Source organism: Arthrobacter sp. SAFR-179 (assembly GCF_059414945.1).
Genome location: NZ_JBPFDM010000011.1, coordinates 133,489 through 152,178 on the forward strand (window position 1 = coordinate 133,489; position 18,690 = coordinate 152,178).

An 18,690-nucleotide genomic window follows, 5' to 3' on the forward strand; every position below is an offset into this window, starting at 1 on the left:
CATGCCGGTGAAGGAAAAGGTGCGGCACCTGAACGCAAGCGAACTCCTGGACGCCGTGGTGGATGCGGGGTCGTTCGTCTCCTGGGACAGCGAGCCGGAACAGCCGGAAGTGTCTGGGGAGTACGCCGTTGACCTGGCCAAGGCCCGCGAACGCAGTGGTGCGGACGAGTCGGTGATCACCGGTGCCGGCCTCATCCGCGGCCGCCGAGTGGCCCTGATCGTCAGCGAATTCTCCTTCCTGGCCGGTTCCATCGGCCACGCCGCGGCACAACGGATCGTCGCCGCCGTCGAACGCGCCACCGCCGAGGGGCTGCCCCTGCTGGCCGGGCCCGCATCCGGGGGAACCCGGATGCAGGAAGGGACGCTCGCGTTCCTGTCCATGGTGAAGATCACCGGCGCCGTCCGGGCGCACCGCCAGGCCGGCCTGCCGTACCTCGTCTACCTGCGGCACCCCACCACCGGCGGTGTCATGGCCTCCTGGGGTTCCCTGGGTCATATCAACGTGGCGGAGCCGGGAGCACTGCTGGGATTCCTCGGTCCCCGGGTTTATGAAGCGCTGTACGGGGAGGCGTTCCCCGAAAATGTGCAGGTGGCGGAAAACCTCTTCAACAAGGGGCTCATCGACGGCGTGGTGGAACCGGGTGACCTGGCCGACCTGGTGGGGCGGGCGCTGGACATCCTGACGCCCACGGCAGCAGCCGCCGGCTCTATGGCATCTGTGTCCGTTCCGTCCACGCTCGCCGTACGGCCGGCCGACGTAGACGCCTGGACGTCCATCGGGATTTCCCGCCGCCCGCGGCGGCCGGACCTGCGCCAGCTGCTGAAGTTCGGCGCCACGGACGCCCTTCCCCTGAACGGGACCGGGCAGGGTGAGAAGGATCCTGGATTGCTCCTGGCGCTGGCGCGCTTTGGCACCCAGTCATGCATCGTGCTGGGCCACGCCCGCCCGCTGCGGAAGGACGCCGCCGGCATGGGGCCGGGCTCACTGCGCGAGGCGCGCCGGGGGATGAAGCTGGCGGAGGAACTGCGGCTGCCGCTGCTCACAGTCATTGACACCGCCGGCGCCGCGTTGTCGCAGGAGGCAGAGGAGGGCGGACTTGCGGGGGAAATTGCCCGCTCCCTGCATGAGCTGATCGGCCTGGAATCGCCGTCGGTCTCGGTGCTGCTCGGCCAGGGCGCCGGCGGGGGAGCGCTGGCGCTGCTGCCCGCGGACAGGACTATTGCTGCCCAGCACAGCTGGCTCTCGCCACTGCCTCCGGAGGGTGCCAGCGCCATTGTGCACCGGACCACCGGATTCGCCCCGGCGATGGCCCAGGCGCAGGGGGTCAACGTGGCCGCGCTGTATGGGCACGGCCTTGTGGACCACATTGTGGATGAGCGTGATGATGCTTCGCTGGAGCCACGCGAATTCTGCACCCGGATGGCCCGGGCCATTGAATATGAACTCGGCGCGGTGGCCGGTATTCCGGTGCCGGAACTCGTGGCAGCCCGGGCCCGGAAGTTCGCGACCCTCGGCGTCTGCTGACGGGGTGGGCGCTTAGTAGTGCCGGTTGCAGGGAGGCGTCGGAGCTGTGTCCCCGGCGTCTCCTACTGCCGGTCCGGTATGTAAACGGCCATGAGGACGCCCGTTGCCGTGTGGTCGGCTTCGAGGAGCCTCAGCGGTGTCTGGGTGCCGCCGGCGAAAAGTTGTTGGCCGCTGCCCAGTACCAGGGGATGGATCATGAGCAGGTACTCGTCGATTTGATCGGCTGCCATGAGCGTGCGGATCAGCACTCGGCTGCCCATGATCACGAGGTTCGCCGGGGAGGTTTCCCGGAGTTCCTTCACCGCCGCGGGAACATCACCGTGAAGGAGGGTTGAATTCGGCCATTCAAGCTTCAGGTCGGGGTCCCCGGAGGCGACGTATTTGGGCGTGCTGTTCAAGGCGTCCTTGAAGGGTCCTCCCTGGGCGTTCCGGGACTCCAGGAGCTGCAGGTAGGTGCGCCGCCCGAAGAGGAAGGCATGGTCGGCACCCATCCGTTCGCCCATCTTCTGGACTGTTGCCTCGTCGGCATACGGAACCGCCCACCCGCCGTCGGTGAATCCACCCCGGGGATCTTCGTCAGGCCGGCCTGGTCCCTGCATGACGCCGTCGAGCGTCACGTGGTTCATGACGACGACCCTGCCCATTTGCGGTCAGCCTTTCCTAAGGGCCCCTGGCGCCAGCCGGCTAACCTACTTCCGCTGCCGGGCCCTTGCCCTGTGGGCGTTGGAACGGAGCTGCAGGATTCGCGCGCCGCCCGCTACGGCTACCAGCACGCCGCCCGTCACGGCTGCGATGAACAGTGCCATGCCCAGCGGGACTGCGCCCTCGAAGCCCAGGAATTTCACCAACGCCTGTTCCTGGTTCTGCAGGATGAAGACGATCAGCAGGATGAGCAGCACCAAGGCTGCAACCACCGCTGCCCAGATGACTCCGGCGCGGGTGACCTTGCGGTCTGCGGTGCCGCCGGCAGCGGGCCCTGGTGTGGTTGTGGTTCCCGTTGTTCCGCCCGTTCCTGGTGCGTCCGGTGCGTAGGACGGGACGCCGCCATAGGCTGGTGCGCGGTCTTCTGAGGGCTGAGCTGCGCTCGACGGTGTGGTGTTGACGTCCGGTTCCGGCCGGCGGTCCGGTCCTGGCGTGTACTGTCCTGCGCTCATGCTCGTCCCCTTTCACAAATTGCTAAGCATGCTTATTGTGCAACCATAGCCGTCCGGGTTGCCGTGGCACAACGAACGGTCTCGTGGCCTGCCGTCAAAGGGCTGTCCCGGGTTGGATGGCGAGGGCCGCTTTCAGGACGAAGGGGTCCTCACGAGAGAACCCCTCCTTTGGTACGCGCCTGGGCCGGTAGGGCGGGTCGATATAGCCCGCGTCATTCAGGCCCCGGCATCAGACCCTCTCCCTGCTCCGTTCGCCGGAGGGGGTGCTGGACGCAGATGTCCTGTGCCAGCTGGGGAAGGCCCAGAACGTAAATTCCTGTTCCTTGGCCGGCTTCTCCGGAGTTTCCGCAGGGGTTTCCGTTTCCGCTTCGGGCCGGCGCTTGGTTTCTTTCCTGGCGCCCCACCCGAAGTCCTTGCTCGATGCGTAGCACATCACAGACCTCCTCATGGTGACTGCCCTTTAATCGTCCTCCTGATTGACGGCGGAGTCGATACGCAAGCGAAGTCCAGAAGGGGGCGCAGCAGGCAGGGCACTGCAGCAGGCATGGCGCCGCGGCCACGCAAAGCGGCAGCCGCGCCGGGAATCGTCTCCGGCACTGTCAGCCGCCGTCCACCACGTCCTGGGCCTCCTGCGGGCGGTGGAACTCGCAGGGCCCGGCATGCCGCAGGGGGAGGAGGCAGGTCCGGCCCGTAGGCAGATGGACCAGCGCGCACCGGCCGGTCATCGCCAGGTCTTCCCTGACGTTCGAATTGCTCATGTCCGGACGTCCGTCGTCTGCCGTCATGGTGGTCTCGATGCCTGGGGCAGGGTGTTCAACGTTCATGTTGGGGCAACTCCTCATCGGGTGGAGGGCGAATGGAGGGTGCTGAAAGGTGCTTTTCCAGTGTGCGCCGCCGGGGTTACCAACGGATTAAGCGGACGTTAGGAGCAGGTCAACAACGTCGCGGAACCAACAAGCGGGGCCCTTAACAACCGAGCTGGTGTGCAACCTGCAGGAGGAGGGCTTCGGAGCCCATGGGGCCCACCAGTTGGATTCCCATGGGTAGTCCGCTGCCGGGGGCGCCCCCGGTCCAGTGCACGGGAAGGGTGATGGCCGGCAGTCCGCACACATTTACCATCGAGGACCACGGGGCGAACTCGCACTGTTTCCGGTAGTCGCCGTCCGCGTCCCCCGGCCATTGGGCCGACGGCCAGCGCTCAGTGCCGTGCGCAGTGCCGGTGAACCACCCTACCGGCCGCGGCGTCTGCGCCAAGGCGGGCATCAGCATCAGGTCCCACTGCCCATACTGCACCAGGGTGTCGTGCTGGAACTGCCGAAGGAATGCCAGGGCCTCGGCGAGTTTGGCGGGGCTGCGCTGCTGGGCGCGGCGCGGGAAGGTCCGGGTCAGGGGTGCCAGCAACGCTTCGCGTGACGGACTGATCCGGGCCGCGCCCACGCCGGCGGTCCAGGCTGTGGTGAAGGCATCCGGGTAGCGGTTGTCGTAACGGATGGCAGCGTCGCCCAGGCTGTGGCCCGCGTGTTCCAGGAGGGCCTCGCCGGCATGGAGCGCGTCCAGGGCCTCCTGTTCCGGCGTAAAGGGGAACGTGGCGGACCACGGGCTGTCCAGCGTGACGCCGATCCGCAGCCGTGGCGGCTTCCCACTTTGCACTGACCGCAGGTACTGGTTTCCCGGCACCAGGACGTCCATCATCAGTGCGGCGTCTTCCGCGCTGCGGGCGAGAGGGCCGGGTACCACCAGCCGTGCAGGATCGCCGGCACTTTCGCCGGCTGCCACCAGCCCCCGCCCAGGCTTGAGGCCCACCAGGCCGCAGGCGGCTGCGGGGATGCGGATTGACCCTCCGCCGTCGGTCCCGGGGGCGAAAGGCAGCAGGCGCGCCGCCACGGCGGCCGCACTGCCGCCGGAGGAACCTCCGGAACTCCGGCTGGGTGCGTGCGGATTGCGCGACGGCGGTGCGACGCGGTTTTCGCTGTAGGCCGTCAGTCCGAATTCAGGCACCTGGGTCTTCCCCAGCGAAACCACGCCTGCCTCCTTGAAGAGGGAGACCAGCGGAGCGTCGGCGGGGGCAGGTTTGTGGTCCAGGGCGGCGCTGCCGTGCGTGGTCACTACACCGGCCACGTCGGTGAGGTCTTTGAAGGCCAGCGGCATTCCATGGAGCGGCGGAAGGTCGCCGTTGGAGCGGGCATGCAGGGCATCGGCCGCCCTTGCCTGCTTCATTGCTTGTTCCGCGGTCACGGTGATGAATGCGCCAAGAAGCTTGTTCTGCTGCCCTATCCGGCTCAGGAAATGGGCGGCGGCATCCGTGGCGGACACAGTTCCATTCGCAAGGAGGTTCCGTAGGGCCAGTGCGGAGAGCTCATGGATTTCAGCCACGGAACCGGGACTCCATGTGGGCTCCGGCGTACCGTTCCGTGGCCGGATCCGGAACGACCGGGCAGGCGGGGACGGCGGCGGGCTGCTGGGACATGGAAACCTCCTTGGGCTTCACCAGCCTAACCCGCAGCTTTTGACGCAACTGTTCCGGGCTTAGGGAGGTGGAAAGGGGCGGAAGGGCTAGGCTTAAACCTGACTCTGATCCCGCCAAGACAGGACTCCGATGAGTGACTTCGATACCGTCCCCGTGCATGACGTTCCCGCTGATGCTGTGATCCTGGATGTCCGGGAGGACTACGAGTGGGTAGCCGGACACGCTGACGGCGCACTCCACATCCCTATGGACCAGATCCCGGCACGGCTGGACGAGCTCGACCCGGACGAGGACATCTACGTCATCTGCCGGACAGGCGGGCGTTCCTTCCGCGCTGCCCAGTGGCTCACCGGCCAGGGGTATACCGCCATCAACGTCGCGGGCGGCATGGATCAGTGGCTGGAATCCGGCAAGCCTTTGGTCTCGGACAACGGGCTCAAGCCGTTGGTGCTTTAGTGCCCGGCACTTCCCGCACCTACACCTTCCTGGGGCCGGAAGGTACCTTCACCGACGCTGCCCTCCTGCAGGTGCCTGACGCCCTTCAGTCGGTCAGGATCCCGGCGTCCAACGTCAACGCTGCACTTGGGAATGTACGTGACGGGGCGGCCGACGCGGCAATGGTCCCCATCGAGAACTCGGTGGAGGGCGGCGTCACTGCCACCCTGGACGCCATTGCCACGGGCCAGGAACTGCGGATCATCCGCGAGGTCCTGGTTCCCATCAGCTTTGTCCTGGTGGCCCGGCCCGGGGTGCGGGCGGCGGACGTCCGGCGGGTGTCCACGCACGGCCACGCCTGGGCCCAGTGCAGGTTGTGGATGGACCAGAATATGCCACATGCAGAATACGTTCCCGGCTCGTCAACCGCTGCTGCGGCCCTGGGGCTACTGGAGGAGGACTGCCATTACGACGCCGCCATCTGCGCGCCACTGGTAGCCAGTACGCATGCGGGGCTGTCGGTGCTGGCGGAGGACATCGGAGACAACCCGGCTGCGGTGACCCGCTTCATCCTGGTCAGCCGGCCCGCCGCCCTTCCGCCCCGCACAGGTGCGGACAAAACCACCGTGGTCGTCCCGCTTCCTGAGGACCGTCCAGGGGCCCTGATGGAGATCCTGGACCAGTTCGCCAGCCGCGGGGTCAACCTCAGCCGGATCGAATCCCGGCCCACCGGGCAGTACCTGGGCCACTACTTCTTCAGCATCGACGCCGACGGCCACGCCGGTGAAGCGAGGTTGGCCGACGCGTTGGCGGGCCTGCATCGCATCAGCCCGGGAACCCGCTTCCTGGGCTCATATGCCAGGGCTGACAAGCAGGAGACGCCGGTGCCGACGCACACCTCGGATGCAGCATTCGCGGCCGCCCAATCGTGGGTTGAGTCCATCCTTGCCGCGGAATCTTTCGCAGGTGAAAACGGTTCCGGAGCTTCGCCCACAGCGTAGGCAAATGCCTCTTGAAGTACTTCCGCGGGCTGTGGACAATGCGTATGCTTGCTTGATCCACACGGGGTATGGCCCCTGACGAAAGGAGAGGGTCATGACCAGCAGCACTGACAACGACGGCCAGGGGATGATCGTCAATCCCAAGCCGACCGCCGACAACCAGGACTGGGACGGCGATGACGCGGACCGCGCCGACCGCCTGCGCTTCGAAGAGGAGCAGGCCATGATCCGCGAGCAGTCTGAAGCCCACGCTGCTGCCAAGGCCGCCGCTGACGCCAAGAAGCAAGCCAGCGCCTGACCCACGCGGCACTCACCGCTTCGTCGTCTCACAGCCTTATCAGCGCACTGCTTTGGCGCTGCTGCCGTGGACCTCTCGCCTGACCCGGACCAGGAGGGACCGCGGCAAAACCTGGACGGTGAGCTGCGTGGCCTCGCCCGATGTGTCGCCGTCGAGCTGGGTGGGCATGGGTTCGGGGCACTTGATCACCACCCTGCCTGACCGGTAGACGGTCATGATGGGCAGCTTTCCGCTGTGCTTGAACATGATTTTGACGTACATCAGCAGCCAACCCAGGGCGCTGCGGGGGCTCATGACCACAACATCGAGCATGCCGTCGTCGATCATGGCCTGCGGGATGAAGTCGATGCCACCGGGAACCAGGCCGCAGTTGGCGAAAAGCACGCTGCGGATGTTCCTTATCTGCTCCGGGCTGCCGTCCAACGCAATGGACACCTTTTTGCGCCGGCCCGGAAGATGGCGAACGCCCGCCTCCGTGTACGCGAGCCAGCCCACCGCTCTCTTCAGCCCAGCGTTTGTGTCGGCCAGGACCTCGGCATCCATGCCGATTCCGGCGATCACCAGGAACACATGCTCTGAATAGTGGCCGGTCCGGGAGTTCTCGATGGCCATCCGTGCGGTGTCGATGTAGCGCTGGCGTCCAAACAGGGCTGTCTGGACGTTGCCGTGAAGGTCGTTCACATCCAGGTCCACGTTCCGCGCCAGCAGATTGCCGGTGCCCAGCGGAATCAAACCTATGGCAACGTCCGTGTGCGCCAGGGCCTCAGCCACCACGCGTACGGTGCCGTCGCCACCGCCCACAAGGACGACGTCGGGCTTGCCGGCCAGGGCGGCCTGCATCTGGGAGAAGCCGGGATCCTCCGCCGTTGTCTCGAAAAAGACGGGCTCCTCCCATCCGGCTGCCAGGCACGCGCGCTGGATGAGTTCCTTCGCTTCCCCGGACCGGGCCTTGATCGGGTTGAGGACCACGGCCACCCGCTGTTGCGTCAGCCCCGTGTCGTAGGCTTCCCCTGCCATCGCACTGCGGACATGCAGGGCCTTGAGGCGGCGGACGCCCCACCAGCTGGATGTGGCGAAGGCAAGCGCCACCGCAATCAGCAGGTAGAGAATCCAGTCGCTCATGGTGGTTCAACAGTAGCCCGGCGCGCGGTGGGCGGGTGCACTGGGGCCGCCGCCCGCCGTCGTGCGTTGTATTGGATACCCTTGTCTGGTGATCGACGTAAAAGACCTCAGCGAAAACCCTGACAAGTACCGTGCCAGCCAGCGCGCCCGCGGCGCGGACGAATCAGTGGTGGACGCGATCATCTCCGCGAATTCCGCCCGCCGCGAGGCCCTGCTCCGCTTCGAAAACCTCCGCGCCGAGCAGAACGTGTTCGGCAAGAAGGTGGCGAAGGCCAAGGGCGAGGAGAAGCAGGCTCTGCTGGCGGAGGTCAAGGAGCTGGCCAACTCCGTCAAGGCCGCGTCTGCAGAGGCCGATGCTGCGCAGACCAAGCAGGAAGAGCTCCTGCGCACCATCCCCAACCTCATTGAAGATGGTGTTCCCGAGGGCGGCGAGGATGACTACGTGGTGGTCAAGACCGTCGGCACCCCGCGCGAATTCCCGGACTTCGAGCCCCGCGACCATCTGGAGATCGGCGAGCTGATCGGCGCAATCGACATGGAACGCGGCGCCAAGGTTTCCGGTGCCCGTTTCTACTTCCTCCGTGGCGTCGGCGCACGCCTGGAGATGGCACTGCTGCAGATGGCCATGGACCAGGCCATCGAAGCAGGTTTCGTCCCGATGATCACCCCCACGCTGGTGCGCCCGGAGACCATGCAGGGCACCGGCTTCGATGTAAAGCACGACGCCGAGATCTACCGTCTCGCCGAGGACGACCTTTACCTTGTGGGCACCTCCGAGGTGGCGCTTGCCGGGTACCACGCGGACGAAATCCTGGACTTCTCCAACGGTCCGGTCCGCTATGCCGGACAGAGCTCCTGCTACCGCCGCGAGGCCGGTTCGCACGGCAAGGACACCCGCGGCATCATCCGCGTCCACCAGTTCAACAAGGTGGAGATGTTCATCTACACCACTGTGGAAGAGGCTGCCGCCGAGCACCAGCGCCTGCTGGCCTGGGAAGAGGAGATGCTGGCCAAGTGCGAGCTGCCGTACCGGGTGATTGATACCGCTGCCGGTGACCTTGGCACCTCCGCGGCCCGCAAGTACGACTGCGAAGCGTGGGTCCCCACCCAGGGCGCCTACCGTGAGCTGACCTCCACCTCCAACTGCACCACGTTCCAGGCGCGCCGCCTGAATATCCGTGAGCGCGTGGTGAACTCCGAGGGGGTCGCCAAGGGCACGCGGGCTGTAGCCACGCTGAACGGCACCCTGGCCACCACCCGCTGGATCGTGGCGCTGCTGGAGCACCACCAGAACCCGGACGGCTCCGTCAACGTGCCCAAGGCGCTGCAGAAGTACCTGGGCGGCCTCGAGGTCCTGCCGGTCCTCTAGGGTTCTTCCCTGTTGGTGCACCCGGACCTGGACAATGCACCCCCGAGCGCGGGGGTGCACTGTCCGTTACTGGGTGCTGGACGGTCTGTTCAGGGTATTCGGGAGACCGGCCTGGCGGAGGCACGCCGTAAAGCGGGACGGGTCCGAGGCCGTTGCCCAATCCCACCTGACAACCCGGAAACCCGCCGCCCGGAGCCTGTCCTCGTGTTTCTTCTCCGCCAACACGGTTTGCCGTGCCGTCCGTGTGCCCAGGTAGTCGTCACTCAGGTACTTTGAGTCGCCGTCGAACTCGCCGATCAGCCGGTACCGCGGCCAGAAGAAATCAGTCCGTGCGAGCAATGAACCTCCCTGCCGGAACCTTGCCTGGAGCGTAGGGGCCGGGAAACCGAGAAGATGCATCTGTGCGCGGCTAAGGGATTCTCCGGCTGACTCTGAATGGGGCGAAGCGAAGTTAAGCACCTGTGCCACCCAGTCTCGGCGGGCGGCCGAGGGGAGCTGGGAGGCCGCCTGGAACAGTTCGTCCTTGCTGACCGGAGGTCCTGAAACGCGCCGGTTGCTGATTGCGTGGTCAGCCAGCACGACTCCTGCCGCGAAGCTTTCCCTCGCCAGGACGTTTATGACGGTATCGGGCAGCGGAGTGACCAGCAGGCCTCCGCGCTGGACCGACGCTGTATCCCCGCGATGCCTGTGGATGCCGTATGCGGTGAGGTGGGTGATGCCGGTTCGCCTGGATCCATCAGGGGCCGCGGAGGTTGTTGGCTGCCTGCGGCCGGTGTGGCCCCTGGATGCCCCGGACAAGTGAACATATCCGGGCACAGCAAGGAGTTCCAAGTCCCAGAGGACGGCGGCCGTGTTCAAGCAGAACGTGGATTGCGGCAGTTCCAAGTCCACGGCCCGGACCGTCTGGAGGTACCTTTCCCAGGGAGGCAGCGACACCCATTCGTCCTTCGCGGCGTAAACACCCTTGCGAACGCGGACGAGTTCACCCTGCGCATAGCGCCTGCTGAGTGACCGGGTGTCCCCGGTGGTGTGGCGAAGGTCCAGGGCGGAAATCAGGTGCATGCCACTCATCGTCGCTGGAGCATGGTCGGGGGCTGGAGGGGCCGGCCGGTGCATGTGGATAACCGGCCCCATGGAGTTCCGCACCGCGAGGTGGACGATACACCGGCGCGTGCGGGGGTGTATCGTCCGTTGGCGGGTGCGCAACGAACATCCCTGCCCCAAGATGTGGGAATCCGCCGTGTTAACCAACAGTTCAATAAACCTGTGGTCCGCGTCCTAGCGCCCGTCAGTTACGTCTGGTTCACTATGTGGATGACAACGCTGACTGAAACCTCAGTCGCCGGCAACGATGACCGGCGAGACAACATTCGAGACACCAACGAGAACGCCCTTGGCTTCGCCGGTGCGGACCGGAAGTTCATGGTCGCGCTGGACGTGGACGGCACCCTGGTGAACCACGACGGCCACATGTCCCCGGGCGTGCGGGAAGCGGCGCAGGCCGTGGTGGCCGCCGGGCACGAGGTGATGATCGCCACCGGCCGCTCCCTGAATGCCACGCTTCCCATCATTGAAAAGATCGGAATGGAGCGCGGGTATGCGGTCTGCTGCAACGGCGGCGTGACCCTCCGGCTGCACCCGGAACTGGAAAACGGCTACGAGGTGATCCACAAGGCCACCTTCGATCCCGCTCCCGCCCTGCGCGCGCTGCGGGAACGGCTGCCGTCCGCCAAGTACGCCCTTGAGGACGCCGACGGCAACTTCCTCTCCACCGAGCGGTTCCAGGATGCCAGCTTCGGCGTCGAGGCCGTGGGCGTGGACTTCCACACCATGCTGGAAGCCACCGCCGTGCGCGTGGTGGTCTTCAGCACCGAAAACACGCCGGAGGAGTTTACCGAGGCCATCAACCACGTGGGCCTGGCGGGAGTGACCTACTCCGTGGGGTGGACCGCGTGGCTGGACATCGCTGCGGCAGGAGTGACCAAGGCCAGCGCGCTGGAAAACCTTCGCGTGCGCCTTGGTTTTGAAGAGCACCTCACCGTTGCTGTCGGGGATGGCCGGAATGACATCGAGATGCTCACCTGGGCGGGCCGCGGTGTGGCCATGGGGCAGGCGCCGGCGGAGGTGGTGGCCGCCGCGAATGAGGTCACCCACTCAGTGCATGACGACGGCGCCGCCCAGGTGCTGCGCAGCCTCCTCTAGACACCCTGCGCGTTGCTCCATCAGATACGGCACCTAAACCCCGGTTTTGCCGACCATTACTGATGGAGCAAGCGGGAATTCAGGGCCGCCGGTCGGCCAAGGCAGAATAGAGGCATGACCCTTACGACGTTTGCCCTCGTCCGCCATGGCCAGACCGACTGGAATGCCGAGCGGCGGCTGCAGGGAGCAACGGATATCCCCCTGAACGACGTCGGCCGCGGCCAGGCGAGGGACGCCGTCGCCGTCCTTGCCCCGTACGAATGGGACGCCATTGTCTCCTCGCCCCTGAGCCGGGCCGCAGAAACCGCGGACCTGATTGCCGAGGGACTGGGGCTGTCAGTGTCCCGGCGTGTCCCGGAACTCACGGAGCGCAGCTTCGGACCGGCTGAAGGAATGCAGGCCGGCCCGGAGCTGGACGCATTGCGTATTCCGGGCGGTTTCAAAGGCGCGGAAAGCGAAGAAGAGGCCGCCAACAGGGGGCTTGCCGCGCTGGAGGCCCTTGCGGAGGAGTTCCGCGGCCAGCGGCTCCTGGTGGTCACCCACGGCACCCTGCTGCGCGTGAGCCTCAGCCGGGCCATCGGCCAGACCCTGTCCAGCGTGGACAACGCCGTACTGAACCTGGCGCACCATCACGCAATCGACGGCTGGAAGCTGGAGTACTTCAACGGCGAACCCGTTATGGCGGCCACCGGCAGCTGAGGCCTATCAGCCAAACAGGCCGCAAAAGAGGGCCAAGCGCCCGCAGGCTACCGGGCCGCGAGGATCAGCGCCAGCAGCCTGGCAGCTGCCGGCCGGGCGGCATGTTCCTCGTTCCACTGCGCCCGTGCCACGGCTTTGCTGACGGCCTGGGTGGTGATGCCCAGTTCCTGTGCCACCGCTTTTTGCTGCCCCCGGACGCCGGGGGTCAGCAGGTCCAGCACCCGCCATTCCGCGTCTGAGCGGTCCCGCACAATATGGCCGAGCAACCGGAGGATGGCCTCTGCGTCCTGGGCAACATCCGCCAGCGGCCCCTCCACCGCAACCGGGACCCGCTCCTTGCTGCTGCGGAGCCGGTCCACCGCCCGGCGGGCATAGACCAAACCATGGCCGGACGCGTCCTTGATCTGGTTGGGCAACGGCTCGTTCACCGGCCCCGCACCAATTCCCACGTACCAGTGCCCGCTGCGCAGCGCGATCATGGCTGCATCCACCGCCTGGTGCGGGCACTCGACGATGCCCTGGACTTCGTCCTCCACAGACCGGTCAAAATCCAGGCGCGCAGGGATGTGCCGCAGCGCCTTGAGCAGTTGCGGGACCTGGTCGCCGTCGCGCCGGCTGTCCGTCTGGTTGATGGTCAGTGTGAACATTCTGGGTCCACACTACCCGGAAGTAGGAATTGCGAAACGGCCGGTTATGCAGGGCCGCGCTGCCCCATTCCTGAAACGGGAGAGGGTCCGCGTCACGTGGACGCGGACCCTCAACCGTGATTCGGCAAATGGATAAGGACCGGGCGTCAGTTCTCCTGCTCGGCTGCCCCGGTTGCCGGGAAACGCTCCCAGGCGCGGTGGGCGGCGAGCAACCCGGAGACAGCGGAGGTCACCGCAGCTGCGGAGTCTCCTGCAGCTATGCCCGCCGCGTCCTGCGGGATGCCTGCCGCGTCCAGGACAGCTGAACCCGAACCCCAGAAGCCAATGGCCTTGGCGTGGCGGTAAGCCTCAGTCAACATCAGGGCGACGCGCGGGTCCGCCCCTTCACGCGGTTCCCCGCCCTTGGCGTCCCGCCCTGCGGTGGCGTCGGGTGCGGGATGCCGTCCCCCGGCGACGATCAGTGCGTCGAACTCGGTTGACCGCGCCGTAAGGAAGGTGCGCTGCACCATCACCGAAAGCCCGTCAGAGGAAAGTACGCCTCCCGCCGGTGCGATGACCAACGGGACCATGCCCTCGTCGTCGAGCGCTTTGCGGGCAGTTGCCACCTGGGACAGGTCGCTGGACGAGTCGGCGATGATGCCCACCACCCGGCCCGCAACCGGCCAGGCATGGCCGACCTGGGACAGTGCCGGGCTGGGATCCTGATCTGCCACCTGTTCCGTGGCCTCCGGTGCAGGCATGCCCAGGCCGGCGGCGACGGCGGCGCAAAGCCGTGCGTCAATGTTGGCCAGGGCCTGGAGCTGGCGTTCCCGGACGGGCGTCTCGAAGCATTTGCCGAGTTCGAACGTGTATGCCTGGATCACGTGGTCCTGTTCCACGGCGCTCAGGCTCCGGAAGAACAACCGGGCCTGGCTGTAGTGGTCATCAAAGGAGGCCGGATTGCGCCGTTCCTTCACGCTTTCGGCCACTGCCTGGGGCACGTCCACAAAAGCCCCCATGTCTTCCCCAGCCAGGAACGGGCACCCGCCATCCAGGGAATTGGGCCGGTACGGGGCAACCCCCGCATGGACCGCCGTCTGATGCATGCCGTCGCGGAGCATGTCGTTAACTGGTGCGTGCGGCCGGTTAATCGGGATCTGGGCGAAGTTTGGACCGCCAAGGCGCGAGATCTGGGTGTCCAGGTAGGAAAACAGGCGGACCTGCAGCAAGGGATCGTTAGTGACATCGATTCCCGGCACCAGGTGACCCGGATGGAAGGCCACCTGCTCGGTCTCGGCAAAGAAGTTGGTGGGGTTGGCATTGAGGGTCATGAGCCCGATCGGCTGCACCGGCGCCAGTTCCTCAGGGACGAACTTGGTGGGGTCCAGGAGATCGATGCCCTCGAACATCTGGTCCTCTGTGTCCGGGAATGTCTGGATGCCCAGCTCCCATTCAGGGTAGGCGCCGGCCTCGATGGCGTCGGCAAGATCGCGCCGGTGGAAATCCGGGTCCATGCCGTTGATGATTTGGGCTTCTTCCCAGACCAGGGAGTGCACACCCTGTTTGGGCTTCCAGTGGAACTTCACCAGGGTGGTGTGGCCGGTGGCGTTGGTGAGCCGGAACGTGTGGACGCCGAAGCCTTCCATGGTCCGGTAGGACCGGGGGATGCCGCGGTCGGACATGTTCCACATGGTGTGGGCCTGCGCCTCGGTGTGCAGCGAAACGAAGTCCCAGAAGGTGTCGTGGGCGCTTTGGGCCTGGGGAATTTCCCGGTCCGGGTGGGGCTTGGCCGCGTGGACAATGTCCGGGAACTTGATGCCGTCCTGGATGAAGAACACGGGGATGTTGTTCCCCACGAGGTCGTAGGTGCCCTCATCGGTGTAGAACTTGGTGGAGAACCCGCGGGTGTCCCTGACGGCGTCCGCGGATCCCCGGGAACCGAGCACGGTGGAGAACCGCACGAACACCGGAGTCTCAACGTCCGGGGCAAGGAAGCCGGCACGCGTGACCTTCGACGCGCTGCCGTAGGAACGGAACACACCGTGCGCTCCGGCGCCCCGGGCGTGGACAACGCGCTCCGGGATCCGCTCGTGGTCAAAGTGGGTGATCTTTTCGCGCAGGTGATGGTCCTGCAGCAGGATGGGGCCGCGGACGCCGGCCTTCAGGGAGTGGTCCGTGTCCTGCAGTCGGAGCCCCTGGGCCGTGGTCAGGTACTGGCCGGACTGGGCGCGTGCCCCGGCCGGCGCCCCGGTGGGGCTTCCCGTGGGGGACACCGCCTCAGGACTGCGCTGGTCCGGTTTCGGGGGCAACGGCTCGCGCGGTGTGGTGGGCTCTTCGCGTGCCGGAGGTTCACTGGACGGAACTCCGGGGATCACAACGTCGTCTTCGGCTGGCATATCTGGTCTCCCCGCAGTAGATTTTCCCAGCCCCGCCGAGCGGAAGCTAAGCTTGCTTACTACCCTACATGCCGCCCGCAGCGATGCCGCAAGAGCGGAAAAGCGCGACGGCGGGGGTTGCCTGCCTGCCCCTCCATCTGTTGCGATGGGGGAACGGCCGCCTGCAGCGGCACACCCGACGTGAGGATGGTTATGCCCGGCAGCGCTGGACAGAATGAACGGCGGCAGGAAGACATGCGGCAGGACGGGCTGGGGCAGGACGAACTTAGCCTCGTCGACAAATGGTGGCGGGCCGCCAACTATCTTTCGGTAGGGCAGATCTACCTGCGGTCCAACCCGCTGCTGCGCGAACCGCTGCAGGCTGAGGACACCAAGTCCCGCCTGCTCGGGCACTGGGGCACCACGCCCGGACTCAACTTCGTCTACGCCCACCTAAACCGCGTGATCCGCCGCGACTCCCTGGAGATGCTCTTTGTTGCCGGTCCCGGCCATGGCGGTCCCGCCGTCGTCGCCAATGCCTGGCTGGAAGGAACGTATTCCGAAATCTATGGCCATGTGGGCAATGACGAGGCCGGCCTGGCAGAACTGTTCCGGCAGTTCTCGTACCCCGGCGGCATCCCAAGCCATGCCGCCCCGGAAAGCCCCGGATCCATCAGCGAAGGCGGCGAACTGGGATACTCCCTGGCCCATGCCTACGGCTCGGTATTTGACAACCCGCAGCTGGTCACGGCGGTGGTGATCGGCGACGGCGAGGCGGAAACCGGACCGCTGGCGGCCAGCTGGCACTCCCACAACTTCCTGGACCCAGCCGTGGACGGCGCCGTCCTGCCCATCCTGCACCTGAACGGCTACAAGATCGCCAACCCCACCGTCCTGGCCCGGATGCCGCAGGACCAGCTGGAGCAGCTGTTGCGCGGGTATGGCCATGAGCCTTACTTCGTCACGGTGACGGACTCGGACAACACGGAGCAGGCGCACCGCGATTTCGCCGGCGTCCTGGACCAGTGCCTGGCGGACATCAAAGCCATCCAGGACGCCCACCGGCAGGACGCATCCGGTGAGGATTCCGGCGAGGACGCCGCGCACCGCTGGCCGATGATCGTCCTGCGCTCGCCCAAGGGCTGGACCGGGCCCCGAACCGTGGACGGGCTGCAGGTGGAAGGCACCTGGCGCGCCCACCAGGTGCCGCTGTCGGAGGTGCGCACCAACGGCGAGCACCTGAAACAGCTGGAGGAGTGGCTGCAGTCCTACCGGCCGGAGGAATTGTTCGACGGCGACGGCCGGCTCAGTCCCGACGTGGCGAAAGGAGCGCCCACCGGCGACTTCCGCATGAGCGCCACCCCGCATGCCAACGGCGGACTGCTGAGGCGCGCGCTGAAACTGCCCGCCTACCGGGACCACGCCGTCGAGGTCCCCAACGCCGGCATCGACCGGGTCAGCCCCATGGTCACGCTCGGTTCCTGGATGCGGGACGTGATCGCGCAGAACATGGAGAACTTCCGGTTGTTCGGGCCGGACGAGACGGCGTCCAACCGGCTGCAGAACGTCTACGAGGTCACCGACAAGGTGTGGCAGTACCGGATTGACGACGTCGACGAGCACCTGGCGCGCTCCGGCCGTGTCCTGGAGGTGCTGAGCGAGCACCTGTGCCAGGGCTGGCTCGAGGGGTACCTCCTCACCGGCCGGCACGGGGTGTTCAACTGCTACGAAGCCTTCGTCCACATTGTCGACTCCATGTTCAACCAGCACGCCAAATGGCTGAAGGTTTCCCGCAAGCTGCACTGGCGCCAGCCGGTGCCATCGTTGAACTACCTGCTGTCATCGCACGTGTGGCAGCAGGACCACAACGGGTTCTCGCACCAGGACCCCGGCTTCATCGACCACGCCGTCAACAAGAAGGCCGAGGTCATCCGGGTGTACCTGCCGCCGGACGCCAACACCCTGCTCTCCGTCATGGAACACTGCCTGGCCTCCACGGACTACGTGAACATCGTGGTCAGCGGCAAGCAGCCCTCGCCCACCTGGCTCGGCCCCGCCGACGCCGCCAACCATTGCCACCGCGGCCTGGGGATCTGGACGTTCGCCGGTTCTGAGGTGCCCGGCGAGGAGCCCGACGTCGTGCTGGCCTGCGCCGGTGACGTGCCCACCGTGGAAACCGTGGCGGCCGCCGAACTGCTCCGCGAGGGCGCGCCCGGCCTCAAGGTCCGCGTGGTCAACGTGGTGGACCTGATGCGGCTGCAGGACGAAAGCGAGCACCCGCACGGCCTGCCTGCCCATGACTTCGACGGCATCTTCACCGCGGATAAGCCCGTCATCTTTGCGTACCACGGCTATCCCGCGCTGATCCACCGGCTGGCGTACAGGCGCACCAACCAGCAGGGCCTGCACGTGCACGGCTACAAGGAAGAGGGGACCACCACCACGCCGTTCGACATGGCCATGATGAACGGCATCGACCGCTTTACCCTGGCCATCGACGCGATCGACCGTGTGCCCGGCCTGGCGGAAAAGCATTCGCTGCTGCGCCAGGAACTGCAGGACCGCCGCAACCGTGCCCGCGAGCACACCCGGACCCACGGTGAGGACCCGGAGGAGATCCGGAACTGGAAGCTGGGGCACTCCGGCGCATAGCCGGCCCACTTAGCCCGGGAGCTCTTCCAGAGTGCAGGACGGGAGGTGGATCCAGCCTTCGCTGCGTGCCGCCCTGGCATGGGACTCGTCCGGCAAAAGCGTACGACGGCGGGCGGCGGCTCGGGCGGTGACGGAGGCGATGACGGCGTCGAGCAGGTCGTCCGAAGCGGCCAGGCTTTCCCGGTGTCCGGCAAGGTCCAGCCATGGCGCCTGCTCTTCGAGGGCAGCCAGCAGGAGGCCGAGGCGTTCGGCTTCGGGGTCGCCGCGGCCCTTGTAGCCGCGGCCGTTGAGGCCCCAGATCTTCAGCGATGCGGCCGGGTACACCTCGGCAAGGCGGCCGGAGCCGTCCCGTGGCTGTGGGCCGTGCAGCGCGGCAATCTTTGCCTGGATCACTGCGCAGCGCATCGCCGGGTGTGCCAGCCGGTCCGCGGAGACGCTCAGTGGGATCAGCCCGGTCTGGCGGGTGACGAAGCGGTCGGTGTCGCGGTAGGCAAGGAGCCTTCGGCCGGCAATCCCGTCGTACTCCAGGACGGGGCCGGCGTCGAAGTCCAGGTGTCCGGTGAGGAACGGGATCAGCGCGTCGGGCCAGCCCACAGGACAGTCCACGCCGGTCATCTCGCAGGAGCCGAACAGCTCAACGATGTCCTGGTCAGTCACGTCGAGTGCCAGGTGGACCAACTGCGCGGAACCCTGGCCCCATTCGATGACGGCCACCGCAGTCTTTTTGGTGGCCGCCGCCAGGTCCACGCCGAGGGTTTTCACTGC

Annotated in this window: 17 protein-coding genes; 8 read left to right on the top strand and 9 right to left on the bottom strand. The window is 66.5% G+C overall.

Translation table 11 applies throughout. The features are described 5' to 3' along the window. Nucleotide 1 precedes the first annotated feature (1 nt). A complete protein-coding gene (locus ACR65K_RS16565; protein WP_440154121.1) occupies nucleotides 2-1,525 on the top strand; it encodes a carboxyl transferase domain-containing protein in 1,524 nt (507 codons plus the stop codon). Nucleotides 1,526-1,587: 62 nt separating this feature from the next. On the opposite strand, the gene ACR65K_RS16570 is transcribed toward ACR65K_RS16565, so the two are convergent. The 4 genes from ACR65K_RS16570 to ACR65K_RS16585 form a co-directional block, all read right to left on the bottom strand. Next, complete coding sequence (locus tag ACR65K_RS16570) at nucleotides 1,588-2,169, bottom strand: dihydrofolate reductase family protein (RefSeq protein ID WP_440154123.1); 582 nt, start codon at nucleotides 2,167-2,169, stop codon at nucleotides 1,588-1,590. Between the two features lie 45 nt (nucleotides 2,170-2,214). Next, nucleotides 2,215-2,679, bottom strand: a complete 465-nt coding sequence (locus ACR65K_RS16575) for a LapA family protein (protein ID WP_440154124.1) — start codon at nucleotides 2,677-2,679, stop codon at nucleotides 2,215-2,217. 599 nt (nucleotides 2,680-3,278) lie between these two features. Then, entirely contained in the window at nucleotides 3,279-3,503 is a 225-nt protein-coding gene (locus ACR65K_RS16580) for a hypothetical protein (protein ID WP_440154126.1), read from the bottom strand. A 142-nt stretch (nucleotides 3,504-3,645) separates the two neighbouring features. Continuing rightward, nucleotides 3,646-5,052 carry an amidase gene (locus tag ACR65K_RS16585; protein ID WP_440154128.1) on the bottom strand — a complete coding sequence of 469 codons (1,407 nt, stop codon included), beginning with the start codon at nucleotides 5,050-5,052 and terminating at the stop codon, nucleotides 3,646-3,648. A gap of 223 nt (nucleotides 5,053-5,275) precedes the next feature. Here ACR65K_RS16585 and ACR65K_RS16590 point away from each other — a divergent pair, with 223 nt between their 5' ends. From ACR65K_RS16590 to ACR65K_RS16600, 3 genes are all read left to right on the top strand, one after another. Continuing rightward, the gene (locus ACR65K_RS16590) at nucleotides 5,276-5,602 is read left to right on the top strand and encodes a rhodanese-like domain-containing protein (protein ID WP_440154130.1); all 327 of its coding nucleotides are present in this window, start codon (nucleotides 5,276-5,278) and stop codon (nucleotides 5,600-5,602) included. Further along, nucleotides 5,602-6,582 (top strand): prephenate dehydratase, encoded by a 981-nt coding sequence (gene pheA / locus ACR65K_RS16595; protein ID WP_440154132.1) that lies wholly within the window; start codon nucleotides 5,602-5,604, stop codon nucleotides 6,580-6,582. The genes ACR65K_RS16590 and pheA overlap by 1 nt, the downstream gene beginning before the upstream one ends. Nucleotides 6,583-6,676: 94 nt before the next feature. Beyond that, nucleotides 6,677-6,880 (top strand): hypothetical protein, encoded by a 204-nt coding sequence (locus tag ACR65K_RS16600; protein WP_056330619.1) that lies wholly within the window; start codon nucleotides 6,677-6,679, stop codon nucleotides 6,878-6,880. 39 nt (nucleotides 6,881-6,919) lie between these two features. On the opposite strand, the gene ACR65K_RS16605 is transcribed toward ACR65K_RS16600, so the two are convergent. Then, nucleotides 6,920-8,002 (bottom strand): diacylglycerol/lipid kinase family protein, encoded by a 1,083-nt coding sequence (locus tag ACR65K_RS16605; protein ID WP_056330622.1) that lies wholly within the window; start codon nucleotides 8,000-8,002, stop codon nucleotides 6,920-6,922. An 88-nt stretch (nucleotides 8,003-8,090) separates the two neighbouring features. Here ACR65K_RS16605 and serS point away from each other — a divergent pair, with 88 nt between their 5' ends. Continuing rightward, complete coding sequence (gene serS / locus ACR65K_RS16610; RefSeq protein WP_056330626.1) at nucleotides 8,091-9,371, top strand: serine--tRNA ligase; 1,281 nt, start codon at nucleotides 8,091-8,093, stop codon at nucleotides 9,369-9,371. Between the two features lie 66 nt (nucleotides 9,372-9,437). Here serS and ACR65K_RS16615 read toward each other — a convergent pair whose 3' ends face one another. After that, nucleotides 9,438-10,433, bottom strand: a complete 996-nt coding sequence (locus tag ACR65K_RS16615) for a hypothetical protein (protein WP_440154134.1) — start codon at nucleotides 10,431-10,433, stop codon at nucleotides 9,438-9,440. Nucleotides 10,434-10,685: 252 nt separating this feature from the next. On the opposite strand from ACR65K_RS16615, the gene ACR65K_RS16620 reads away from it, so the two are divergent. Together ACR65K_RS16620 and ACR65K_RS16625 are read left to right on the top strand one after the other, a co-directional pair. Beyond that, nucleotides 10,686-11,573: an HAD family hydrolase gene (locus tag ACR65K_RS16620; protein WP_440154135.1), complete on the top strand. Its 888-nt coding sequence runs from the start codon at nucleotides 10,686-10,688 to the stop codon at nucleotides 11,571-11,573. 114 nt (nucleotides 11,574-11,687) lie between these two features. After that, nucleotides 11,688-12,272: a histidine phosphatase family protein gene (locus ACR65K_RS16625; RefSeq protein ID WP_056330632.1), complete on the top strand. Its 585-nt coding sequence runs from the start codon at nucleotides 11,688-11,690 to the stop codon at nucleotides 12,270-12,272. Nucleotides 12,273-12,319: 47 nt separating this feature from the next. Here the strand turns inward: ACR65K_RS16625 and ACR65K_RS16630 are convergent, their stop codons facing one another. Both ACR65K_RS16630 and ACR65K_RS16635 read right to left on the bottom strand, forming a co-directional pair. Next, complete coding sequence (locus ACR65K_RS16630) at nucleotides 12,320-12,919, bottom strand: hypothetical protein (protein WP_440154136.1); 600 nt, start codon at nucleotides 12,917-12,919, stop codon at nucleotides 12,320-12,322. Nucleotides 12,920-13,065: 146 nt separating this feature from the next. Further along, entirely contained in the window at nucleotides 13,066-15,294 is a 2,229-nt protein-coding gene (locus tag ACR65K_RS16635) for a catalase (protein WP_440154137.1), read from the bottom strand. A gap of 234 nt (nucleotides 15,295-15,528) precedes the next feature. Here ACR65K_RS16635 and ACR65K_RS16640 point away from each other — a divergent pair, with 234 nt between their 5' ends. Further along, nucleotides 15,529-17,925 (top strand): phosphoketolase family protein, encoded by a 2,397-nt coding sequence (locus ACR65K_RS16640; RefSeq protein ID WP_440154160.1) that lies wholly within the window; start codon nucleotides 15,529-15,531, stop codon nucleotides 17,923-17,925. A gap of 9 nt (nucleotides 17,926-17,934) precedes the next feature. Here the strand turns inward: ACR65K_RS16640 and ACR65K_RS16645 are convergent, their stop codons facing one another. Further along, entirely contained in the window at nucleotides 17,935-18,687 is a 753-nt protein-coding gene (locus ACR65K_RS16645; RefSeq protein WP_440154138.1) for a DUF429 domain-containing protein, read from the bottom strand. Nucleotides 18,688-18,690 lie beyond the last annotated feature (3 nt).